The organism is Vibrio pelagius, assembly GCF_024347575.1.
Classification (GTDB): Bacteria; Pseudomonadota; Gammaproteobacteria; order Enterobacterales; family Vibrionaceae; genus Vibrio; species Vibrio pelagius.
The window spans coordinates 457990-481044 of sequence record NZ_AP025503.1 but is presented as its reverse complement, the minus strand read 5'-3'; the positions used below and the strand labels follow the sequence as shown (position 1 = coordinate 481044).

21 protein-coding genes are annotated in these 23055 nt (G+C 46.5%); 7 read left to right on the top strand and 14 right to left on the bottom strand.

The window, feature by feature from the left end; translation table 11 throughout:
- Positions 1-188: 188 nt before the first annotated feature.
- From yqiA to nudF, 4 genes are read right to left on the bottom strand one after another with little or no spacing between them, the layout of a single operon-like run.
- On the bottom strand, positions 189-791 hold the full coding sequence (gene yqiA, locus vsple_RS02160; RefSeq protein ID WP_261882553.1) for an esterase YqiA: 603 nt from the start codon (positions 789-791) through the stop codon (positions 189-191).
- Positions 791-1615 (bottom strand): 3',5'-cyclic-AMP phosphodiesterase, encoded by an 825-nt coding sequence (cpdA, locus tag vsple_RS02155; RefSeq protein ID WP_261882552.1) that lies wholly within the window; start codon positions 1613-1615, stop codon positions 791-793. Before cpdA ends, yqiA begins: the two co-directional genes overlap by 1 nt.
- A gap of 53 nt (positions 1616-1668) precedes the next feature.
- Positions 1669-2112, bottom strand: coding sequence for a DUF1249 family protein (locus vsple_RS02150; protein WP_261882551.1), 444 nt, complete (start codon positions 2110-2112; stop codon positions 1669-1671).
- 4 nt (positions 2113-2116) lie between these two features.
- The gene (nudF, locus tag vsple_RS02145; RefSeq protein WP_261882550.1) at positions 2117-2746 is read right to left on the bottom strand and encodes an ADP-ribose diphosphatase; all 630 of its coding nucleotides are present in this window, start codon (positions 2744-2746) and stop codon (positions 2117-2119) included.
- Positions 2747-2973: 227 nt separating this feature from the next.
- Between nudF and tolC the strand changes: the two genes are divergently transcribed.
- Positions 2974-4296, top strand: a complete 1323-nt coding sequence (tolC, locus tag vsple_RS02140) for an outer membrane channel protein TolC (RefSeq protein ID WP_255231491.1) — start codon at positions 2974-2976, stop codon at positions 4294-4296.
- Positions 4297-4412: 116 nt separating this feature from the next.
- On the opposite strand, the gene hldE is transcribed toward tolC, so the two are convergent.
- From hldE to vsple_RS02125, 3 genes are all read right to left on the bottom strand, one after another.
- Positions 4413-5843: a bifunctional D-glycero-beta-D-manno-heptose-7-phosphate kinase/D-glycero-beta-D-manno-heptose 1-phosphate adenylyltransferase HldE gene (gene hldE / locus vsple_RS02135; RefSeq protein ID WP_255231492.1), complete on the bottom strand. Its 1431-nt coding sequence runs from the start codon at positions 5841-5843 to the stop codon at positions 4413-4415.
- Positions 5844-5977: 134 nt separating this feature from the next.
- The gene (gene glnE, locus vsple_RS02130; RefSeq protein WP_261883108.1) at positions 5978-8830 is read right to left on the bottom strand and encodes a bifunctional [glutamate--ammonia ligase]-adenylyl-L-tyrosine phosphorylase/[glutamate--ammonia-ligase] adenylyltransferase; all 2853 of its coding nucleotides are present in this window, start codon (positions 8828-8830) and stop codon (positions 5978-5980) included.
- A 130-nt stretch (positions 8831-8960) separates the two neighbouring features.
- Complete coding sequence (locus vsple_RS02125) at positions 8961-10217, bottom strand: methyl-accepting chemotaxis protein (RefSeq protein WP_261882549.1); 1257 nt, start codon at positions 10215-10217, stop codon at positions 8961-8963.
- A 98-nt stretch (positions 10218-10315) separates the two neighbouring features.
- Here vsple_RS02125 and vsple_RS02120 point away from each other — a divergent pair, with 98 nt between their 5' ends.
- Entirely contained in the window at positions 10316-11065 is a 750-nt protein-coding gene (locus vsple_RS02120) for a potassium channel family protein (protein WP_261882548.1), read from the top strand.
- A 38-nt stretch (positions 11066-11103) separates the two neighbouring features.
- Here the strand turns inward: vsple_RS02120 and vsple_RS02115 are convergent, their stop codons facing one another.
- Positions 11104-12621, bottom strand: a complete 1518-nt coding sequence (locus vsple_RS02115; protein WP_261882547.1) for a CYTH and CHAD domain-containing protein — start codon at positions 12619-12621, stop codon at positions 11104-11106.
- A gap of 208 nt (positions 12622-12829) precedes the next feature.
- On the opposite strand from vsple_RS02115, the gene vsple_RS02110 reads away from it, so the two are divergent.
- The 3 genes from vsple_RS02110 to vsple_RS02100 all read left to right on the top strand — a co-directional run bounded on the left by vsple_RS02110 (position 12830) and on the right by vsple_RS02100 (position 15718).
- Positions 12830-13510: a TIGR00153 family protein gene (locus vsple_RS02110; protein WP_255231496.1), complete on the top strand. Its 681-nt coding sequence runs from the start codon at positions 12830-12832 to the stop codon at positions 13508-13510.
- A gap of 129 nt (positions 13511-13639) precedes the next feature.
- Positions 13640-14902 carry an inorganic phosphate transporter gene (locus vsple_RS02105; RefSeq protein ID WP_032553082.1) on the top strand — a complete coding sequence of 421 codons (1263 nt, stop codon included), beginning with the start codon at positions 13640-13642 and terminating at the stop codon, positions 14900-14902.
- Between the two features lie 204 nt (positions 14903-15106).
- Positions 15107-15718: a TIGR04211 family SH3 domain-containing protein gene (locus tag vsple_RS02100; RefSeq protein WP_255231498.1), complete on the top strand. Its 612-nt coding sequence runs from the start codon at positions 15107-15109 to the stop codon at positions 15716-15718.
- A gap of 70 nt (positions 15719-15788) precedes the next feature.
- Here vsple_RS02100 and vsple_RS02095 read toward each other — a convergent pair whose 3' ends face one another.
- Positions 15789-16706, bottom strand: a complete 918-nt coding sequence (locus vsple_RS02095; protein WP_261882546.1) for a general secretion pathway protein GspB — start codon at positions 16704-16706, stop codon at positions 15789-15791.
- The gene (locus vsple_RS02090; RefSeq protein WP_261882545.1) at positions 16706-18358 is read right to left on the bottom strand and encodes an ExeA family protein; all 1653 of its coding nucleotides are present in this window, start codon (positions 18356-18358) and stop codon (positions 16706-16708) included. Before vsple_RS02090 ends, vsple_RS02095 begins: the two co-directional genes overlap by 1 nt.
- A gap of 36 nt (positions 18359-18394) precedes the next feature.
- Between vsple_RS02090 and vsple_RS02085 the strand changes: the two genes are divergently transcribed.
- Positions 18395-19702 (top strand): multifunctional CCA addition/repair protein, encoded by a 1308-nt coding sequence (locus vsple_RS02085; protein ID WP_261882544.1) that lies wholly within the window; start codon positions 18395-18397, stop codon positions 19700-19702.
- 83 nt (positions 19703-19785) lie between these two features.
- On the opposite strand, the gene vsple_RS02080 is transcribed toward vsple_RS02085, so the two are convergent.
- From vsple_RS02080 to folB, 3 genes are read right to left on the bottom strand one after another with little or no spacing between them, the layout of a single operon-like run.
- Positions 19786-20589: an undecaprenyl-diphosphate phosphatase gene (locus tag vsple_RS02080; protein ID WP_261882543.1), complete on the bottom strand. Its 804-nt coding sequence runs from the start codon at positions 20587-20589 to the stop codon at positions 19786-19788.
- 16 nt (positions 20590-20605) lie between these two features.
- Positions 20606-21088 (bottom strand): 2-amino-4-hydroxy-6-hydroxymethyldihydropteridine diphosphokinase, encoded by a 483-nt coding sequence (folK, locus tag vsple_RS02075; protein WP_261882542.1) that lies wholly within the window; start codon positions 21086-21088, stop codon positions 20606-20608.
- A complete protein-coding gene (gene folB / locus vsple_RS02070; protein WP_032553075.1) occupies positions 21085-21444 on the bottom strand; it encodes a dihydroneopterin aldolase in 360 nt (119 codons plus the stop codon). Before folB ends, folK begins: the two co-directional genes overlap by 4 nt.
- A 122-nt stretch (positions 21445-21566) precedes the next feature.
- On the opposite strand from folB, the gene plsY reads away from it, so the two are divergent.
- Positions 21567-22163, top strand: a complete 597-nt coding sequence (gene plsY, locus vsple_RS02065; RefSeq protein ID WP_255231504.1) for a glycerol-3-phosphate 1-O-acyltransferase PlsY — start codon at positions 21567-21569, stop codon at positions 22161-22163.
- 46 nt (positions 22164-22209) lie between these two features.
- Here plsY and vsple_RS02060 read toward each other — a convergent pair whose 3' ends face one another.
- Positions 22210-23028, bottom strand: coding sequence for an alpha/beta fold hydrolase (locus vsple_RS02060; protein WP_261882541.1), 819 nt, complete (start codon positions 23026-23028; stop codon positions 22210-22212).
- Positions 23029-23055 lie beyond the last annotated feature (27 nt).

Sequence of the window (23055 nt, the reverse complement as noted above, 5' to 3'; positions counted from 1 at the left end):
ATAACCGCGTTAGTTGCCGTGAACCCTCACAGCAGAGCGAACGAGCGAAAGTATTGGGGAATATAGTCTGGAAGCAGCGGTTTGATGTCAAGCACGTTCAAAAACTATGACACCAAACTATGATATTTCACCACTGATAGATGAAATAACAGGCAAAAAAGATAAGATGTTGCGGCTGAGGCGACACCTTATAAGGCTAGAAATTCAATTATCTTTTGAGGGTAACGTTCAAAGTCGACAAAGCTGTGGTCGCCACCCTCTTCTACAGTCTGCTTCGCTCCTTGAAACTTAGCCACCGCTTGACGGTAATCTAAAACTTCATCTTCTGTTTGTTGTAGTAGCCAAAAATCATTTGGCTCGGAAATAGAGGCCACGTCGAGCTGTTTGAGCTCATCAATGTGCTTTTCCTCTAAAACATAATGTTCATTAGTGTATGGATTGACCTGTTCACCGAGGTAATCGGCCAACAACTCATAAGGTTTCACTGCTGGATTAACCACAACCGCTTTAAACCCATAATGCGCATTTAGCCACGTCGATAAATAACCGCCTAATGAGCTGCCCACCAACGCAATTTGGTACTGCTCTTTGTACTCTTCAACAATGTTTTTAAGATGAGCGGCAGCCAGAGCTGGGAAGCTAGGCAATTGTGGCGTCACCACTTTGATATCCGGACGATGTTCAGCACAGTAGTCGGCCATCACATTCGCTTTATGCGAATGCGATGAGCTATTAAAACCGTGGATATAAAGCAGCATTGAAGGCTTATTTGTTGACGCAGCAGCTGGCATTAGTAACCCTCGGCGTTGAAGTCAGGTGTGAATAGGCCGCGTTCAAGTCGACGAACTTCGGTTGCAATCTCACCGTTTGGTTTAAGCTCAAGCTCTCGCCAGCCCGGACTTAGCGTATCAAGTGCAAAATCGTCCGAGTTTGGCTTGAACTGAACACACGTCGATGGTGTCGCCATCACCTGCACACCTAGATGCTCTCGGTTCATATCTTGGTGCACGTGACCACATAAAACGCCACGAACGTTGTCATGTTGCGAGACGACATCCCAGAACTGCTCTGCGTCTTTCAAGCAGTGTTGGTCAAGCCAAGCGCTGCCGACCAATAACGGATGATGATGCAGTAGAACGAGTGTGTGCTTGTGCGGATATTCCGTTAATTTCTGTTCTAATAGCTCAAGCTGTTGATCGCTTAAACGACCATGTGGCACCCCGACAACTTGGGAGTCAAGCAGAATCATCTGCCAATGCTCTCCAAGCAACACATGCTCAACACATTGAATTTGAGCCGATGGGATAACGCTGCCCATGTTGGGTTTATAGTCGTGGTTACCTGGCAACCAGTAACAAGGCTTCTCTAAAGGCTGAATGCCAGCCTCAAATTTTTGGTAAGACTCTGCGCTGTGATCTTGAGAGATATCACCCGTCGCTAGAACCGCTTCATATTCAAAACCTTGGTTCACAATGCCATCGACAACAGCACGAAAGCTATCTTCTGTGTTGATGCTCAGCAAGCTGCCATTACTTGGCGCAAAGAGGTGCGTGTCGGTCAGTTGCACTAACTTAATGCTGCTCTCATCTAATTTTGAAGTGTGTGATAATTCCAAAATAACAAATCCAGATACGTTACTGTTAGATCTTCAAAGTATTCAAACGTACGCTAATTCAGCGTAATAGGTGTGCGACTGATTCCATTTTTTAAACAAAACGTTAACCATTCGCCAAGAAACTTATTGAGTTGAAATTTCTCGTCTTTTTGCAAAAGCTTGGTGTTTGGGTAGTCGTATTTCGCTTTGACTCTCGAGAAGTCTCCACTGGTACATACCTCTGCAACGCGAGCGTCGTGATATAGCCTGACAGACATTTTTGGCAAAGGGAATACTGGCATCTCATCACTCTGACATATGTCTATTAATGTGGTGTATTTTGTGACCTCATTCACTGTCAATTGATACACCATGTTAACCGCTTGATAACAACGCACGTCGCCCACCTGATGTTCAGCAGGCAGCAGCGCGTTCAATTTTGCGTAATTGGTTTCATACACTCGCATCAATTCAGCAAGATCAACATGATACGGCTTTTTCACCGCTATATTCGGCATAGCGTCACTCTTTCCACTTTGACTGTAAATCCAAGTAGTTCAGTTGCAACCATTGTAAAGCAATAATAGTAGCACCATTTTCGAACACACCTTGCTGTACCAATTGATAAGCTTGTTCACGGCTCATCACCTGAACACGAATGTCTTCACCTTCGTAGTCGAGTCCATGTACACCTCTAGCCGTGGTAGCATCAACGCAGCCCACCATGACATCCAGCTTCTCAGAACAACCACCTGATGATGGGTAGTATGAGGTAATCGGCAAAACATGAGTCACTTCAACGCCAGCTTCTTCAACAGCCTCTCGACGGGCGACTTGCTCCGACGATTCATCGGTGTCGATGATCCCCGCGACAATTTCATATTGCCAAGGGTTCTCATGCTCAAGCGCCCCGACTCGGATCTGCTCGACAATCACCACCTCATCTCGAATAGGATCGTAAGGTAGCAGTGCCGCAGCATGTCCACGCTCAAACATTTCACGTTCTATTGGCTTACTCCACCCGCCTTCAAACAACTTATGTCGAAAGGTGTATTTGACCATTTTGAAAAAACCATGAAAGAGCGTTTCTTTTGAGACAATTTCCACGTCTTGTGGAGTAAACTCATGTTGTTGATTGTCATACTGTTGCATTTAGCACCTCACTCAGTGATCTTTATAGTTTACTCATTGTACGAGTTAACTACCAAGGTCTAGGTTCAACTTTTTATACAAAATTTATAATTAAATTTAAGTATCTGAAAATAAATATTGCACAAGTGGACAGTTAAAGGTAAAAAAGTGCAAAGTTTCGAGTAAATTACCATCAAACTGAGTTAAACTCTGTTAAAGAAAAATTCTCTTAAGGCAGGAATAGGAAAATGAGAAAACTGCTTCCACTATTTATCAGTGCGGCAATTGGCAGTCTGAGTTCATCAGCTTTTGCTGATACGCTAGCCGAAGTATATGACCAAGCAAAACAAAACGATCCAACACTTCTTCGTTCAGCTGCGCAGCGTGATGCCGCTTTTGAAGCCGTCACCTCTAGCCGTAGTACACTACTACCGCAAATCAACCTAACTGCGAACTACGACATCAACCGTGGTGACCGTGATTATGATTCAGGAAACAACGCAAACCTCGACAATAACAGTTGGGGTGTTGGTGTAGGATTCACGCAAGAGCTTTACCAACGCTCTTCTTGGATTACTCTAGACACAGCTGAAAAAACAGCACGTCAAGCTGATTCAGCTTACGCGGCAGAACAGCAGGGTCTGATCCTTCGTGTTGCGACGGCTTACTTTGAAGTACTGCGTGCACAAGACAACCTTGAGTTCGTCCGTGCAGAGAAAGCAGCAGTTGCTCGTCAACTCGAGCAAACTAAGCAGCGTTTCGAAGTCGGTCTATCAGCGATCACTGATGTACACGATGCGCAAGCGCAGTACGATGCAGTACTAGCAGATGAAGTTCTGGCTGAAAACACACTGACTAACAACTACGAAGGTCTACGTGAGATCACCGGTCAAGAGCACTCTAATCTAAGCATCCTTGATACTGACCGCTTCTCAGCAAGCAAGTCTTCAGAGTCAGCAGTAGCACTAGTTGAACAAGCACAAGAGAAAAACTTAAGCTTATTGGCTGCTCGTATCTCTCAAGACATCGCGAAAGACAACATCTCGCTAGCAAGCTCTGGTCACCTTCCAAGCCTAACGCTTGATGGTAGCTACTCTCTAGCTGATCAGTCGAACAGCTCTGAAGATTACGATCAAGACGGCTTAAACCTTGGTCTAAACCTAGTTGTGCCCCTATACACAGGTGGCAATACAACCTCGCTGACTAAGCAGGCTGAATACAACTACGTAGCAGCGAGTGAAGATCTTGAAGCGACTTACCGCAGTGTTGTTAAGGACGTTCGCGCGTTCAACAACAACATCAGTGCATCGATCGGTGCGCTACGTGCTTATGAACAATCAGTAGTTTCAGCTCAATCTGCACTTGAAGCGACAGAAGCCGGTTTCGATGTCGGTACTCGTACTATCGTTGACGTGCTTGATTCAACTCGTCGTCTGTACGATGCGAACAAAAACCTATCTGACGCACGTTACAACTACATCCTAAGCGTACTACAACTGCGTCAAGCGGTAGGTACACTTAGCGAGCAAGACATTGTTGATGTGAACGCAGGCCTAAAACCAGCGAGCTAATCACTCAATACATTGTTTGATAAAGAGCGAGCTTATCGGTCTCTACATATCAAATACAAAAATGCCGCTCACCGAGCGGCATTTTTATTTATCGAACATCAAATCAAGTGAGGCGCTTATCCACGACCACCTTTGATTGCTTCAATGATCTCTGTGGTTGAGCAACCATCTTCAAAGTTGAGCACTTTCACTTCACCACCTGCAGCGATCACTTCTGCACCACCAGCGATCTCTTCTGGCTTGTAATCACCGCCCTTAACGAGGATGCTCGGCAGTACCTCAGAGATTAGGCGCTGTGGCGTGTCTTCAGAAAAAGGAACTACCCAGTCTACCGCACCTAAACCGGCAAGAACCGCCATACGACGATCGGTTGGGTTAACCGGACGACCAGGACCTTTCAAGCGTTTAACCGACTCATCCGTGTTTACCGCAACAATCAGGCGATCACCCAGCTCTGCCGCGTGGTTCATGTAAGAGACATGACCCGCATGAAGGATATCGAAGCAGCCGTTTGTCATAACAACTTTCTCACCTTTAGCACGAGCTTGTTTTACCGCTTCAATCAGAGCCGCCTCTGAAATCACACCGTAATCTGTATCTCGGCTACCATGTACCGCTTCTGCTAGCTCAATCATAGATAAAGTCGAAGTACCCAGCTTACCAACGACAACCCCTGCCGCTGCATTCGCTAGTGCGCACGCTTCATCAAGTGGCTTACCAGCAGCAACAGAAGCCGCCAGTACCGAGATTACCGTATCACCAGCACCCGTCACGTCATACACTTCTTTCGCTTGTGTTGGCAAGTTGAACGGTTCTTGGCCCTTACGCAGTAGCGTCATACCGTGCTCACTACGGGTAACAAGCAGTGCTTCAAAGTCAAACTCTTCAATCAGAGCCAAGCCTTTTGCAACGAGATCCTCTTCTGACTTCACTTTACCCGCGACCAGCTCAAATTCGGCCATGTTCGGTGTTAGCAGTGTTGCACCACGGTAGCGTTCAAAATCCGCACCTTTCGGGTCAATAAACACTGGAACATTTGCTGCACGCGCTTTCTGAATAAAACGCTGTACGTGCTCAAGCGCACCTTTAGCGTAATCAGACAGGATAACAGAACGCACGTTCGGTAGCGCTTGCTCCATACGAGACAGAACCAGTTCAGGATCGGTATTCTCAAACTTGTCTTCAAAATCTAGACGAATCAACTGCTGGCCACGGCTCATCACACGTAGCTTAGTGATGGTTGGGTAATCTTCTAGCTCAACAAAATCACAGTTCACATTAAGCGCACTCAGTGTGTTCTTAAGTACTTGTGCTGGCTCGTCTTTACCCGTTAAACCAACGATATGAGCATGGCCGCCTAATGAAGCAATATTCATTGCCACGTTAGCTGCACCACCAGGGCGCTCTTCGTTATTCTCTACTTTTACTACAGGTACTGGCGCTTCTGGTGAAATACGACCGGTAGGGCCATACCAGTAACGGTCTAGCATCACATCACCGACAATCAACACACCCGATTGGCTGTAGTCAGGTAGAATAGGTTTCATTAGGGATCTCCAAAAATCGAATCTGGATAGAGTCTAGCACACTGATAGTAGTGGCTAAACCATAGAAAAAGACAATGAAGCGGTTTGAGTCACCGCTTCACAATCTAGACGGTTACACTGATACAAGGTTTGAGCTATTCAGCGAGCATCCACTGCTGCCAAGCCTGAGTGACAAGCGCCCTCTCTTGCTCAAACTTATCCATTGCAACATCAGCATCAAGATTAAGTAAGTTGCGATGGTGAATTTCATCACGCAATGTGGTGTAAGCGTGAGTGAGAGCCATTGCTTGTGATTCTTCCATTATGCCCTGTGACATCAGACTCTCGAAGATACGCACATTGTCACACCAACGTGTCAGCTTCGGTTTCTCATGGCTGTACCTCAACACTAGGTATTGAGCAAGAAACTCAACGTCGGTAATGCCACCACGGTCTTGTTTCAGCATAAAACGATCGCTTTTCTTACCGCCTAAGTGATCGCGCATTTTCTCACGCATCTTGACTACCTCTTGCTTAAGGTCGTCACCATCACGCTCAAGGCATAGTACCTCATGCCGCGTCTTGTTGAACGCCAATGCCAAAGGCTCGTCACCATAGATCATACGCGCTCGTGTCAATGCTTGATGTTCCCACGTCCACGCTTCAGTGTGTTGATACTCGTCAAAGGCATCGGTTGGGCTGACCAGTAATCCAGATGCGCCAGAAGGTCTTAAGCGCGTATCGACTTCATACAGAATCCCTGAGGCAGTACGAGTCGAGAAGATATGAATAATGCGCTGCGCTAGGCGCAGATAGAATTGACGACCATCAATCTCTTTTTTACCGTCGGTATAAACATCTACAGGGCAGTCATGCATGAAGACAATATCCAGATCCGAGTTATAGCCTAACTCCCAGCCCCCCACTTTTCCGTAACCAACAACCGCAAAGCCGCGCCCATCACGATCCTTAATGTGGGTAGGCTCGCCATATTTAGCCGACACTTGCAGCCAAGCTTGATTCACTCCAGCTTCTACAATAGCTTCTGCTAAGTAGGTTAAGTGATCACTCACCTTCATCACAGGCAACACACCCGCAATATCTGCCGCTGCGATCCTCAAGATACAGGTCTGCTTAAACTGACGCAGTCCCTCCATCTGTTGTTCCATGTCATCTTCTGGAATGCGTGCAAGATAGTCACGCAGCTCAGTTTTGTACGACTCTAACGGCACAGGGTTATACAACTGCTGAGGATCGATCAATTCATCAAGCAAGATTGGGTAGCGCCCCAGTTGCTCAGAAATCATCGGACTCGCGGTACACAGGCGTACCAACTGGGTCAGAGCCGCAGGGTGCTCATCGAGCAGTTCAAGGTAAGTGGTTCGCGTGACGATTTTTTGCAGCAGGTGCAACACACGCGACAACCCAAACTCTGCATCTTTGTTGGTGTATAAGGCTTGGAACACTTTCGGCATCAAACGGTTAAGAACTTCGCGTCCTCTTGGGCCCAATGTTTTCTTTGCGAGATCAGTCTTGAACTGAATGATGGTGGTGGCGGCTTTCTGTGGATCAACGGCATTGATGTCAGTCTCCAAAACATGCTCGATTACGTCCTGCTTATGTGCCATATCCCACAACTCGCTGAAGTGGCTCGCGATGGGGTTGGCTTCCTCCTCTTCGACACCAATCAGATCCTCAAACACTCCATGAACATTGGCCATATGCTGACGAGTCTCCTCAATCAGCGCTGACCAATTTTCAAATTGCATTGCGACCGCTAGCTGTAGCTGCTCTTGCTTATTATCGGGCAAGGTTTGGGTCTGCTTGTCGGCCATCGCTTGCAGTAAGTTTTCTAAACGGCGAAGAAATAGGTAAGCCTCTCTAAGGTGTGCAACTTCACCTGACTCTAAAAGCTTCAAGCCGTCTATGGCTTCGAGGGTGTTTAGTAGACCACGATCACGCAAACTCGGCTCTCGTCCACCACGAATCAGTTGAAAGACCTGAGCAATAAACTCCACTTCACGAATCCCACCAGGGCCGAGCTTAATATTATTCGACAAGCCGCGACGACGTACCTCGCTGCTGATCATTGACTTCATACGACGCAAAGACTGAATGGCACTGAAATCGATGTAACGGCGGAACACAAACGGGCGCAGCATTTGGCGCAGCTCTTGATACTCAGGGTACATTTCGCTCCCCATCACCCGAGCTTTCACCATCGCGTAGCGCTCCCAGTCACGTCCTTGCTCTTGGTAGTAATCTTCTAGCGCTGCGTAACTCATGACCAATGGGCCACTTTCACCAAAGGGACGCAGTCGCATGTCAACGCGATAGCAAAAGCCATCAAAGGTCTGTTGGTCGAGAGCTTTAATGATGCGCTGCCCGAGACGTGTGAAAAACTGCGCATTAGCGATACTTCTGCGTGCACCTTGTGTCTCGCCATTCTCTGGATAGGTAAAAATCAGGTCGATATCAGAAGAGAAGTTCAATTCTCCTCCGCCTAACTTACCCATGCCGATGATCAGCATAGGTTGAGCTTCTCCCTGCGCATTACAAGGCGTGCCCCACTCTTTGCAACAAATGTTGTATTGCCACTGATAGGTTTCAAAGATCATTGCTTCAGCGAGCATTGAAAGGTGGTTAAGGCTCTGCTCTAGAGGCCAAGACGCAGTAAAGTCTCGCCAAGCGATATAAGACATTTCGCGATTACGAAATTGACGCAGAACGCGCTGACCACTCATCTCATCGTGACACTCGCTCAAAAGAGCTGCGAGTCTCTCTCGATAACCTTCGGCGCGCTCTTCACACTCAAGCATGGTGGGCAACACTTTAGCTAACTCACTGTCACGCTGTAAGCAGTCGCCGACGAAGCTACTCAACCCTAAAACATAATTAAGTTGCTCTTGATACTGGGGAGACCAAGCCGAGATCGCTTCGCCTTGATGTTCAAGCAGATTTTCTAAAACCGATTGAGAGTGCTGAGTAAGTGAAGCGGGCAATTGCATTTTTCTTCCTTGTTTGACTAAGCGCATACTGTCTCTATTTATATCAAACTATTGCCAATAAAAAACGCCCACATCAGGAATGTGGGCGTTTTATCGGATTAGAAATAAGACCTAAGCTTGCAAAATCAATTTAGACCTTGAATTGCTTGATCTTACCATCAAGCTCTTCAGCATTGGTTTGCATGATTTGTGAGGTTTCAAGAAGCTCACCAACGACTGTGACTGAAGCTTCAACCAACTCTCGAACATTGGTTAGATTCACATTCATCTCTTCCGCGACACTACTTTGTTGACCAGCTGCTGTCGCAATTTGGAAGTTCATGTCATTGATTTGGTTTACTTGGTTCACGATACCATCGAGCTCTGAGCCCGCGTTGGTAACCAAATCAACCCCTTCCGCTGCTTCAACAACACTCTTCTCCATCAACTCAACCGCTGAGTTAGCACTGGTTTGTAGGTGAGTGATCATGTCTTGAATTTCGACTGTCGCCTGTTGGGTGCGCTGGGCTAGGTTACGTACTTCATCAGCCACCACCGCAAAGCCACGCCCTGCTTCACCTGCACGTGCCGCTTCAATTGCCGCGTTCAATGCAAGAAGGTTAGTCTGCTCAGAAATGCCTTGGATAGTACCCACTACGCTACCAATTGAGTCCACACGCTCTTCCACTTGATTTACCGCAGCCGCTGATGCAGCGATATCGGTTGAGAGTTCACTCATTTTAGACACAGAGCCTTGTACAAACTTTTGACCTGTAAGGGCTTGGCCCGATGCTTGCTCGGTAAGAGAAGACGCATTCTGTGCATGCTCAGCGACAGTTTGAACGGTCGAGGTCATTTCACTCATTGCAGTCGCTAGCTGATCAATTTCATTGAACTCTTCCTGCGCTGATTCCTTAGTTTCAGACATACTGATCGTCATCACTTCGGTCAGAGCGAACAGTTCATCGGATGAAGCCACTTGCGTTTTAATCATGTCATTCAGCTGAACGCGAGTTTTCTCAAGCTCACGAGCGACATCACCATACTCATCTTTACAATCCATATGGATGGGTACTGACAAGTTTTTGTCCGCCATAGTTTTTATAGCTTCACTCAGATACTGAGTTTGGCGCAGCATCACACGAGCTGCAGCCATAAGAAGAACCACAAACACCACAATCATCAAGCCGGTTTGCCAAGCCACCTGCACTAGATATGTCTCGTAGTGCTCTTGTGCGACTTGTGCGTTGTTCGTTGCCGCAAGCAATGAGTCATGGAATGTGCTGGCATCCCACAGCTGTTTGGCAATGATCAAAATGGTACTGAATACCATCAGCATGATCATTTTTGGAACGAGACGAATGTCAGAGATTACCCTTTCCCACGGCTTGAATGACAGTTTAGTCATTGTCAGTTCTCCATTAAGTCTTATATATTGAATGCTTCCATATCCGCGCAATAGCAAAGATTTGCTAAAGATTGCGATTTATTTCGAGCTTCGTATGAATGTTAGATAGTACCAAAGACACACCCAAGCCAATGAGCTTATTATCACTGATTCTCTCTTTCTTAGCGTTATTTGTGATCTCTAGCTTATTGTTTGCGCCTATCGATGATGAATCTAAACAAGTTCTTATCGGCCTAGACTTTGTAATCTGTAGTGTTTTTCTTCTGCAGCTCACTGTTGATCTGGTTCGAGCGGAAAACAAAATTTCATACTTAAAGATTCATTGGATTGATTTTCTTGCCAGTATTCCGATGGTCGAACCTTTGCGTTTCGCACGTATCTTTCAGATATTACGGGTTGTTTTGGTTTTACGCTCTAGCAAACGAATTTTTAGAGAGCTGTTTCGTAATCGTCGAGAAACCACGCTCGCATCCATCATTTTATTGCTAGTGCTGCTGCTCACTATCGGTGCTGGCACGATTTTGTTACTCGAACATAAACAACCAGGAGCCAACATTACCACTGGATACGATGCGCTGTGGTGGGCATTTGTCACGATTAGCACCGTCGGATATGGCGATCACTATCCTGTGACAAGCTCAGGAAAACTGGTGGCCTCTTTAGTGATCATTTGTGGCGTGGGTGTATTCGGTATGATCTCGGGCTTAGTGACATCTCTGATTACCGAACCGACCGATTTACAGAATAAGAAGCTAGAGAACAAAGACAAAAAGCTCGACCTTATTCTGGAACAACAGCAACAGATCCTTGAACGATTAGATAAGCTAGAACAGCAGATAAAAAAATAGGGCGTAATGCCCTATTTTCATGTTCTATCTGGTGATTGTTAACCTTGCCAATACGGCTCAACTTCAACACTAATTTGGCGCGTTTGCTCCATCGCATGCAGAATAGACACCTCTTGGCGAGCCAACCAACGCTCTAACTGAACTTTTTCATCCCCTTCTAACTTGTCTGTTAACGGGGCTAATGTTCTTAGCATCAACAGATCATCGATACCTTGGATCATATCCGCCCAAGGTAGACGGAAGCTGTTACGCTCATCAGCATCATACAGACTGGCAAATCCAACACCTGTATAGAGGTTACGCATTAAGCGATACTGCTGATCGATGTAAGCCTGGCTGGTCATCACACGTTCTGGCGGGAAAACTTCCATAAGCTCTGCCCAAGTACGATCTAATTGCTTGACCGAAAACCACTCAATTCCACGTGCCATTTGCTCTCGCGCTTTCTCATCGAGGAACGGCTGCCAGCCACGCGATAGGATCCAACGGCTCAAATCAAGCAACAAACCGGTATAGCGCGCAGAGCTCAGCAGAGTCAGTAGCTCTTCACGGTCTGGAAGTTGCTCTTGCATCTCTTTAAGTTCAGCAACCAAGAACTTGCGAGCATCTAACTTACGTAAAACGTGGCCTTTGTCTTCTAGCAAGTCTTCTAAATGGTCGTAGCTCTTAAGCCATTCTAGCTCTTGTTCTAGCCACTTAAGTTCTTGGCGAAGAATCGCACTCGCACGACGAGGGACAATGCCGCCGTAAATGGTAAATGTTTGACGGATAAAGCTCAAAGAATGGCTGATTTCATGCAGTGCTTCTATCGACTGGCGCTCAGTAAAGATCTGCTCATGGTAGTGCCAATGAGACAGAGCGTGCTCTAAAGATTGGATAAAACAGGATTCAACCGTGTCATTCTTGTCGGTCTTCACCAAGGTCAGAGGTTTCACTTCATCGCCTTGGTAACCTTGTGCTAAACGATAACCTTTCGCTGCTTTACTCAAGTTGCCTAGACGCATGCCGCCCTGTTCACAGAACTGGCGAGACAGTGTGAATAACGAATCGGCCTGTCCAGATTTGAGCTCTAACTCAACCTCACAGATAGGCTCTTGTTGGTCACCAGACTCAACAAAGCCCTGATCAAACGCCACCTCAATCTGACTACCATCAGGCATCCCCACCAACCACTGCTCGCGAGTGAAGTTAGTCGAAAAAAGAGGAATCAGTTCAGCTTGCAGTGTCTCGACGTCCTTACCGTCTGGCCAGATATCACCAGGGTGAAGAGATAGATTCGGTTGATTGCTATCGTGCTCCGCATTGTACTCTGGTCTCTGGTGCAAACCAGCCACCACACGACCCGCTGTTTTTACGGTTTGTACAAATACGTCATCAAAGCGTCGAATGCGCAAGCCAGTATCATGCTTACGTAGCCAGTTGTCCGGCGTATCAAAGTAGATGTTACCTAGCTCTCGACAACTGTGCTGAAGTACCTTCGTTTCAGCAATTTTATTGCGTAAGGTCTCTGAAAATTCAGGAGAAACAAAAAACTTCAGTTCTATCTCGGTTTCCATAGTTATACCTTTCTGGGAAGATAGGGACAGGATATTGCCAATTTTAAAACTCGGCAAGTCAGAAATATCGCCCATATGATGATCTAAAACAGTTTTAATGAGAGATTGATTAGGTTAACATGCGCGACTTTATAGCCATCGCTTAACATTTCACCACGAATATGGTGTATGTTTTTTTTAAGGTTATTATTTATTAGGTTGGACAACCATGCCAGTAAATACAATTATGGGGTTATTTGCAAAGTCCCCAATTAAACCTTTGCAACGTCACGTTGTGTGTGTGAACGAATGTTGTTCTCACCTAGTTAACTTCTTTGAAGTCTCTTCAAAAGGTGACTGGGAAAAGGCAGCTGAAATTCGTGCGCAGATTTCTCATCTTGAAAAAGAAGCAGATGTACTAAAACGTGAAATCCGCCTTAAACTTCCTCGCGGTTTGTTTATGCCAGTTGATCGCACCGATATGTTGGAGCTATTAACTCAGCAAGACAAACTTGCAAACCTAGCGAAAGACATCGCTGGCCGCGTTTACGGTCGTCAGCTTGTCGTTCCTGCTCCTCTACAAGAGAATTTCATCGCTTACGTTAAACGTTGCCTAGATGCAGCGAACCAAGCACAAAACGTAATCAATGAACTAGATGAATTACTTGAGACTGGCTTTAAAGGCCGTGAAGTAACGCTCGTTGCTGAGATGATTCATCAATTAGATGTAATCGAAGATGATACAGACGCGATGCAGATCGAGCTACGCCAACAACTCATGGCAATTGAAGCAGATCTAAACCCTGTCGACATCATGTTCTTATACAAGATTCTTGAATGGGTCGGTGGTATTGCAGACCAAGCGCAGCGTGTTGGCGCTCGTCTTGAAGTAATGCTTTCTCGATCTTAAATCAAACGTTAACTATATAACGAAGAGCACTTTTTAACCAAAACCACTTATGCGTTGAGTATTTCTCTCGCTGAGCGGTTTTTTGCGTCTAAATTTGCTCCGCTTGTTATCAAACAACTAGGTATTACGATGGATATCCTTGCTAACTACGGCACTGTCCTGATTCTTATTGCAGCAGCTTTCGGTTTCTTGATGGCTATTGGTATTGGTGCGAATGACGTTGCGAACGCAATGGGCACTTCAGTAGGCTCAAAAGCTCTAACCGTTAAACAAGCGATCATTATCGCAATGATCTTTGAATTTGCTGGTGCTTATCTTGCTGGCGGTGAGGTTACCGATACTATCCGTAAAGGTGTTATCGAGACATCTCTATTTGCACACCAACCTGACGTACTTGTATTCGGCATGATGTCAGCACTGCTTGCTGCTGGTACATGGCTACTACTTGCTTCTTACATGGGCTGGCCTGTATCAACAACACACTCAATCATCGGTGCTATCATCGGTTTCGCTTGTGTGTCTGTGGGTACAGAAGCGGTGGACTGGGGCAGTGTTCAAGGTATTGTTGGTAGCTGGATCATTACGCCTGTTATCTCTGGTTTCTTCGCTTACGTTATCTTCGTAAGTGCTCAGCGTCTGATCTTTGATACTGAGAACCCACTGTTTAACGCTAAACGTTTTGTACCTGTATACATGTTCATCACAACAATGGTGATCGCGCTGGTAACAATCAAGAAAGGTCTAAAACACGTTGGTCTTCACCTAAGCAACACTGAAGCTTGGGTTTGGGCTGCTGGTGTTTCTGCGATCGTTATGGTTGGTGGCTACCTATACATCCAGAAGAAATTCGCTAACCGCGAAGAAGACCACAGCTTTGCTGGCGTGGAAGGTATCTTCTCTGTTCTTATGGTTATCACAGCGTGTGCGATGGCATTTGCTCACGGTTCAAACGACGTAGCGAACGCGATTGGTCCACTGTCTGCTGTTGTATCAACGGTTGAACACATGGGTGAAATCACGGGTAAGAGCACCATCGCATGGTGGATTCTGCCTCTAGGTGGCTTTGGTATTGTTGTTGGTCTAGCAACTCTTGGCCACAAAGTAATGGCGACAGTTGGTACTGGTATTACAGAACTCACACCAAGCCGTGGCTTTGCAGCACAACTTGCAACAGCGTGTACCGTAGTTCTGGCTTCTGGTACTGGTCTACCAATCTCAACAACACAAACACTTGTTGGTGCAGTATTGGGTGTTGGTTTCGCTCGCGGTATCGCGGCTCTAAACCTTGGCGTAGTTCGTAACATCGTTGCTTCTTGGATTGTAACACTGCCAGCAGGTGCACTGCTTGCGGTTGTATTCTTCTACGCAATTCAAGGTATGTTCATTGGCTAATCCCTTTTTAGGGGGCTGAATGGACGTCAGAAAATTGTGAGCTTCAGTAACGATATGTAAATCTAATGTCATTATTGACTCAAATACACAGAAAGGGAGGCTCAGCCTCCCTTCTTTGTTGCACCCTACCGAGAAACTAAATACTATCTGCTAACTGAGGCTGACTTATCGCCCACCCCAATTGAAATCGTTAAGGGATTTACTGTGAAAAAACTGATTAGCTTCGTTTTGTTCGCAATGCTTGCAGCCCCAGCTGCGTTTGCACAAGACCGTTATATTGCTGATAAACTATTTACTTATATGCACTCTGGCCCAAATAATAGCTACCGTATTATTGGTAGTGTCGATGCTGGTGAAAAAATCACATTCCTACAAGCAAATAAGCAAACGGGTTACACCCAAATTCAAGACAACCGTGGCCGTAAAGGCTGGGTTGAGAGTAAGTTTGTCACTTCTCAAGAGAGCATGGCACTGCGTATGCCTAAGCTAGAGAAAGAGCTAGCTGAAGTGAAAGCGAAATTGGCAAATGCGCGTCAAAGCGCAGATAGCGAGAAAGCGGGTTTAATCAGCTCTCTTGAATCTCGCAACACGCAAATTTCTGAGCTAGAGCAGAACTACAGCGAAATCAGCCAACAGCTGACAAGCGTTCAAACGGAAAACCGCGAGCTACGCGCTAAGCTAGACACGCAAAAAGACGACCTACTATTAAAGTACTTCATGTACGGCGGCGGTGTCGCTGGCCTAGGTCTGTTATTTGGTCTGATTCTTCCGCACCTAATCCCGCGTAAGAGAAAATCACCAAACGGTTGGGCGTAATCGCAACAAATCAAAAAAGGAGCACTCATGTGCTCCTTTTTGTTTTTCTAATGTTCAATCGTTTCAGCGATCAACCTTGCCACTCATAAAGCGCAGGAATTTCGATAGCCTGCTCTTCAAACTCCACTACAATAGATTGCGGCTTCACTTCTATCAGCTGCACTTCCGGGGTTATCCAATCCCCTTGTGCCACCTCTTTATCATTGATTTTCACCCAACGCCTCTCTGCACTGCTTGAGTACATATGCGTTTGCAGGTTCAGACTCGGTAAGCGCCCACTCAAGCTCTGAGTATGCGACTCTAACTGAACTGTCGGTTGAGGTCGGTATCGGTCAATATCCACCTCAGACGATGAATCGCTGTTCTCAAGAATGGACTCAATTTTTAGGGCTAACTCCGGTGACAGCTCGGTAAGGTCCAGCCCTTGTAACAGGTCACTTTCGCTCGCGTCACTGTTTGCACTGCCGGTGTTCTGAGCCAGTGGTGGGTTGCTCGATTCAGCAGGCGGTTGTTGCGGCTTACTCTCATAGTCAATTTGAGCTAATGCAGAGTTGTCTTGTTCATTCGATATTTGAGTCTCTTGCTCATCACTGTTAACTGTTTCAGTGTTAACCGATACAAAGCTCATTTGACGCGGCAAAGCTTTCAGTTCACCCACCTGAGGTGCAGGACGAATGCTAAACAGCTCAGACGCCATCAAGCCAGTGTCGAGCTCTGCGACCGCTTGAGTGGGAATCGACTCTGACGTGGCAGGCTCTACCACACTTACTGGCTCAGTTAGTGCAACCTCACTCTCTTGCTCTTTAGAGGTTCGCTCTTGATAAAGCAAACCACCCGCAACGAGTAATGACGGCACCAATAACAACAGTAGGCTCAACGCGATTGATGCACCGCGATGCGAACGCAACTTTGGAGCTTGAGTCGAAACGAGATGTTGCTGGAATCCTGGCATCTGCGATGTTTGTAAACGGCTCATTGTTCGAGACATTACCCTCTCTCCTCATTAATACTCATCAGGATAGGTGAATCTAACTGAGCGATTCGTTGTAGGCGTGAGAGCGTTTTTTTGCCCGCAATGCCATCTACTGACATTCCTTGCCAAATCTGAAACGCCTCGACCTTGCGCTTTAGCTCGTCATCAAACTGATCTTGCCCCGTTACATTTTCTCCCAATGCTTCAGACAGTAACAGGTCAAGCAAAGTGACCGCTTCTCCGGAATCGCCCTCTCTCAGCGTCTCTCTCAGAGGTTGTTTCCATATTGCAACGTAATCCCCCTGCCACAGCGCCTCTAATGTCGTAACCGGCATTTGAACCAAAGATTGATTCACCAATAACTCAACCGACTTGTCAGAAAGGCCATACAGCACCGCATGATAAGCGTGCTCTTCAAAAGTTAATTTCAGCACCACTGGTGAGTTGAGTTCCATCAGTTCACGCAGTGTCGCTTGCCCTTCAGCACAAACAAACACGCTCTGTGGCTCATTCAAACATAAACCATCACGAAGTGAAGATTGATACCCCCATAACTGATACAGGTCTTGGATAGCAGAAGCTCGGCTTGTACCTAGTTTAAGCTGCAGAGCAATATGTTCAGGGAGTAGCAGAGGTTTTGCTTCAGCTTGCCTCTCGATGGGCGCCTGAAGCGCTGTTTTTACCTGAGGTTCAAGGTCAGACGCCACATGTTGATTAGCAAACCACTTGTCGATGTTTTGTGGCAGATAGGTAAACGTTCCCCAAGCGAGCCCCAAACCCAGCACACTCAACGCGCTGTACTGCACCAGTTTCGGCCAAACTACCGACTGCTGTTTAACAGGCGCTTGATACACCTCGGCTTGGAACGACATGATCTGCTGACACGCTTGTTCAACGGTGGCTTGAGAAGGCATTTTCTCGCCTTGATGAAAACTCAGCTGAAGCGCTTTGTCACACACAAGGTTTATTAATCTCGGTATACCATGAGTGTATTGAGCGATGGATTTCACTGCGCGATTAGAGAACAACATCTGCTGTGCACCGGCTGTCTCCAGTCTAAACGCAATGTACTTACCCGCCTCTTGGACATTGAGAGGCAGCAGATGATAACGCCCTGTGATGCGTTGGGCTAGCTGTCGAAGTTGATTGGTTTGCAAATGTTGCTGCAGCTCGGGTTGCCCCACCAGCAGCACTTTCAGTAGTTTACGACTGTCTGTCTCTAGATTGGTCAGAAGGCGTAGCTGTTCTAGAACATCCGCAGCAAGGTGTTGCGCTTCATCGATAACCAGTAGAGTTTGAATACCTTGCTCATGGCTGTCCAACAAGAAACTATGAATAGCCTGACTCAGCTGCTTAAGTGAAGCTTGCTCTGGATAGTCAATCTCGAACTCATCACACACCGCTTCGAGAAGCTCAATGTTAGAGAATGTCGGATTCAGTATAAGGCCAGCTTGTGTCTGGTCATCTAAAGATGCCAGCATCGCCTTAGCAACGGTCGTTTTGCCAGTCCCTACTTCTCCGGTCAGCATGGCAAAGCCACCACCATCACCGAGTCCAGCTTGCAGGTTCTGCATTGCTTCCTGATGACGCTGACTTAAAAACAAGTAGCGAGAATTTGGTACAATCGAGAATGGCATCTCTACGAAGCCAAAATATTCCTTATACATAGGCTGCCCTATAATTACGATAAATGGAAATTACCATTGCTCGCCATAAAGTCCAGCAGTGATAAAAGATTTCGAGGTGATAAGTTGCAAAACTACGATGGCTTACCAGTACACCAGAGCCTAAACAGATATTTGGTAGGTGGTGCCGTACGTGACCAATTACTGAACATTGCGAGCTACGACAAAGATTGGGTTGTCGTCGGCAGTACGCCGCAGCAGATGGAAGAACTTGGGTTTACCGCCGTTGGTAAAGAGTTTCCAGTTTTCTTGCACCCAAAAACTAAAGAAGAGCACGCACTAGCACGAACTGAGAAAAAGTCTGGCTCTGGCTATACAGGTTTTGAGTGCTATTTTGCACCTGACGTTACCCTCGAAGAAGATCTCATGCGTCGCGACCTAACCATCAACGCTATCGCACAAGATGAACAAGGTACACTCTACGATCCCTATCATGGTCAACAAGACCTAGAGAACCGCGTCCTAAGACACGTCTCAGACGCCTTTGTCGAAGATCCACTGCGCGTGCTGCGTGTGGCTCGTTTCGCCGCCAAGCTTCATCATTTGGGCTTTACCGTTGCGCCAGAAACTATGGAGATGATGCGACGTATCGTTGAGTCCGGTGAATTAGAGCATCTGACAGCAGAGCGTGTCTGGCAAGAGTGGCACAAATCACTCAGTACACCACATCCAGAAATTTTCTTATCAACCTTGAGAGAGTGCGGTGCCCTAGCCGTGGTACTCCCAGAGTTGGACGCGCTATTTGGCGTCCCACAGCCTGAAAAGTGGCATCCTGAGATCGATACGGGTATTCACACCTTGATGGTTGCTCAGCAGGCCGCACTATTAAGCACTTCACTGCCCGTTCGCTTTGCAGCCCAAGTACATGACCTCGGTAAAGGTGTGACCCCACCAAATGAATGGCCTAGCCACAAAATGCACTGTCATACGGGGATCAAGCTGATCAAATCACTGTGTGAGCGAGTTCGTGTGCCGAATGAATTTCGTGATTTAGCACTGCTTGTCTGTGAGCAGCACTCCAATATTCACCGAGCCGGAGAGCTCAAGCCAGCTACCTTCCTAAAGATCCTCAACAAGTTTGACGTATGGCGTAAACCTGAAAGGCTCAATGACATCTTGTTGTGCTGCCAAGCCGACCATGCAGGAAGGAAAGGGTTAGAGTTTGAGCCTTACCCGCAAAAGCCGCGCTTTGAAGCTGCGTATCAAGCTGCATTAGGGGTTGATGTTAAAGCGGTGATTGCCGACGGCTTTAAAGGCAAAGAGATTCGAGATGAGCAAGAGAAACGCCGTGTTCAGGCTATTGAGCGCGCTCTAGTTACCACTTAGAAATACAAACTTATACCATTGATTAGAAAAACAAAACCCGCTGAATCAGCGGGTTTTGTGCGTTTTGAACTTTGAGTTGGAGCTTATTGCATCATCAAGAAAGCAAACAGACCACAGCCTAGAATCAGACGGTAGATAACAAATGGCGTCATACCCATACGAGAGATTAACTTCAAGAAGAAGTGAATACAGATATAAGCGCTGATGAAAGAGACCACAATCCCCGTCAACAAAGTACCAAAATGGATTGGATCACCACTGGTAACTAGCTTAAGACCTAAGTAGCCGCCCGCTAGCGTGATAATAGGAATCGACATTAGGAAAGAGAAACGTGCTGCCGCTTCACGGGTAAAGCCAAGGTACAACGCAGCTGTAATAGTTGCGCCTGAACGAGACGTACCAGGGATCATCGCCATCGCTTGCGCCAAACCAACGAATAGTGCCTTCTTCCAACCCGCTTGATACTCATCATCACGCAGTGCTGAGTTCTTATCTACCCACCATAACAACAAACCAAACACGATAGTCGTGGTCGCGATAACCCACGCACTACGCAGGTAAAGCTCAATGATGTCTTTCATCAATAGGCCAAACACACACGCAGGAATGGTCGCTAAGATAATCATCCAAGCCAGTTTCGCTTCTTTACTTCGATCACCTTTGAACACGGAACCAAAAAACGCATTCAGTAGTGAAATAACTTCTTTGCGAAAATAGATCACTACAGCCGCCAATGTACCAACGTGTACCGCCACATCGAATGCCAAACCTTGGTCTTCCCAGCCAAGTACAGCTGAAGGAAGGATCAAGTGTGCCGAACTTGAGATCGGCAAAAACTCGGTAAAGCCTTGCACCAACGCCAAAATAAACGCTTCAAAATAACTCATTTCTAACCTTAAAAATTTATAGTTCTATATCTACAACAGAGAGAGAGTCTAGCTGCTCCATTTTCTGCCATATTTCACTGACGGTTCGCCCATCCTGAGGGATTACACGAGAAGGACAGAGATCATATAGTGGTTGTGTGACAAAAGGATATTTAAAGATATCACTGCGAGGCAGTTGAGGTTTTTGAGAAGAAACCACATCACCAAACAGCACAATATCGAGATCTAAATTGCGATCTTGCAACTTATGAGCATCCTTCGCGCGCCCGTATTTAAACTCAATTTTACGCAGCTGTTGTGAAAATTCGGTCAATGACAACAAAGTATCGAGCTCAATCACGAAGTTATAGAACGGATGGCTGTCAAACCCCACTGGTTCACAGTGATAAATTGAGGAGCAACGTAGATTACTCCCCAAAGATTGCAACTCTAGCCAAGCGGCCTTGGCATGTTTGTCACGGTCGATATTGGTGCCGACCCCGACATAAGCAATGGTCATGCTTGGCCTCGTTCGATGACCACGCCTACAGCTTTCGCTTGAGGCACTGCGCCCGGTTTCGCCAGGCGGATCTTGATCCACGGCACTGAGAATTGCGTCATGATCAACTCAGCGATCTCTTCTGCGACACGCTCAACCAATAGGAAGCGACCATTTTCAATGTGCTCAAGAACCGCCGTGCTCACCTTTGAATAATCTAAAGCATCAACCACATCATCACTTTTACCTGCAGGGCGGTTGTCGTGAGCCATTTCTATATCAAGCACTAGCTTTTGCTTAATTTCTTGTTCCCAGTCATACACACCAATCGTTGTGATCACTTCTAACTGTTCGATGAAAACTTTATCCAGTGCCATTAGTTGTCCTTTTAGAGGTCGGATACCCAAAAATGGGAAAAAAACGTATTATTTGCCTAATTCAGGATATGATATCAATTACTCTTGGATTGAGCATTATTTTCGCACCATTAAGGACAGACATGACTCCATTGGCACTCATTATGATCATTGCAGCCTATCTACTAGGTTCAATCTCAAGTGCGGTCTTGATATGCCGAATCGCGCGTCTGCCTGATCCCAGAACGGTGGGCTCAAATAACCCCGGTGCTACCAATGTATTGCGTATCGGTGGTAAAGCCGCGGCAGCCTCTGTACTGCTGTGTGACATGCTAAAGGGCACGATTCCTGTCTGGCTCGGTTACTTTCTCGATATCGACCCTATCATTCTGGGTGTTGTCGCGATTGCCGCATGTTTAGGTCATATGTACCCGATCTTCTTCCACTTTAAAGGTGGCAAAGGTGTCGCGACCGCCTTGGGTGCAATCGCACCTATTGGTCTTGATCTTACTGGTATGATTATGGGTACTTGGCTACTGGTCGCGTTTCTCTTCCGTTACTCATCCTTAGCTGCGATTGTGACTGTGTTAGTCACTCCGTTTTATGCATGGATGGTTAAACCACAGTACACGCTTCCTGTTGCCATGTTGTGTTGCCTCATCGTATTGCGTCATCATCAAAATATTCGTCGATTACTCGATGGTAGTGAACCCAAATTAGGACAAAAAAAATCGGCGTAATCGATACAGATTACGCCGACTTTCCAACATTTCGCTGGTGATACTGTTACACCAACAGATGCTTATCTAAGAAGCTCGCAAGCATCTCATTTACAAACTCAGGCTGTTCTAAGCTACTAATATGGCCAGCATTTGGAATTACAGCTAACTCGCTACCTGAAATGCAATCATGCATTAAGTAAGATTCCAATACCGGACGAGGTTTGTCTTCTTGACCTACGGCAACCAAGACTGGTAAAGCAAACTTCTCTATCGATTCGATCATGTCGCGGCGTCCGAACACTATGCGCCCAATACGTGCGACCTGTTCTGCGTGCTCACCGCTTAGCTGCGACAGAAACTCTGTAAAACCTTTCACTAGCGCAGGGCTATTTTGCTCTGCTTGATTCGCGAAGAACAAAGGAACCACCGCTTCAACAATCGGTGGTGGAACCATCTTGGTCTGGGCGATGGTATCTAACATTGAGAAGTACTTAGCGTGTGCTACTTCTGGCTCTAGACCAACAAAGGTATCCATAAGTACTAGCGTTTTCACTCGAGACGGTGCCAATTCAACCAACTCTGTCCCCCACATGCCGCCTACCGATAGACCAACAATTGAGAACTCCTCAACACCCAAATGATCAAGCAGTGCCAAAACATGTTGAGCATAATCTTTTAGCGTGCGCATTGAGCTTGGCGCCGCATCAGATTGACCGTGTGACCAAAGCTCAGGAACAATACAACGGTACTTAGATTTCAGCGCCTCTAATTGAGGTTGCCACATTGCACTATCCCATAGATAGCTGTGACCGAACACTAGTACAGGCCCTTGCCCTTCATCTAGGTACGCCATGTTTTGGTTTTCAATAGTGAAATTGTTCATTGTCTTCCCTAAGTCATATAAAAACGG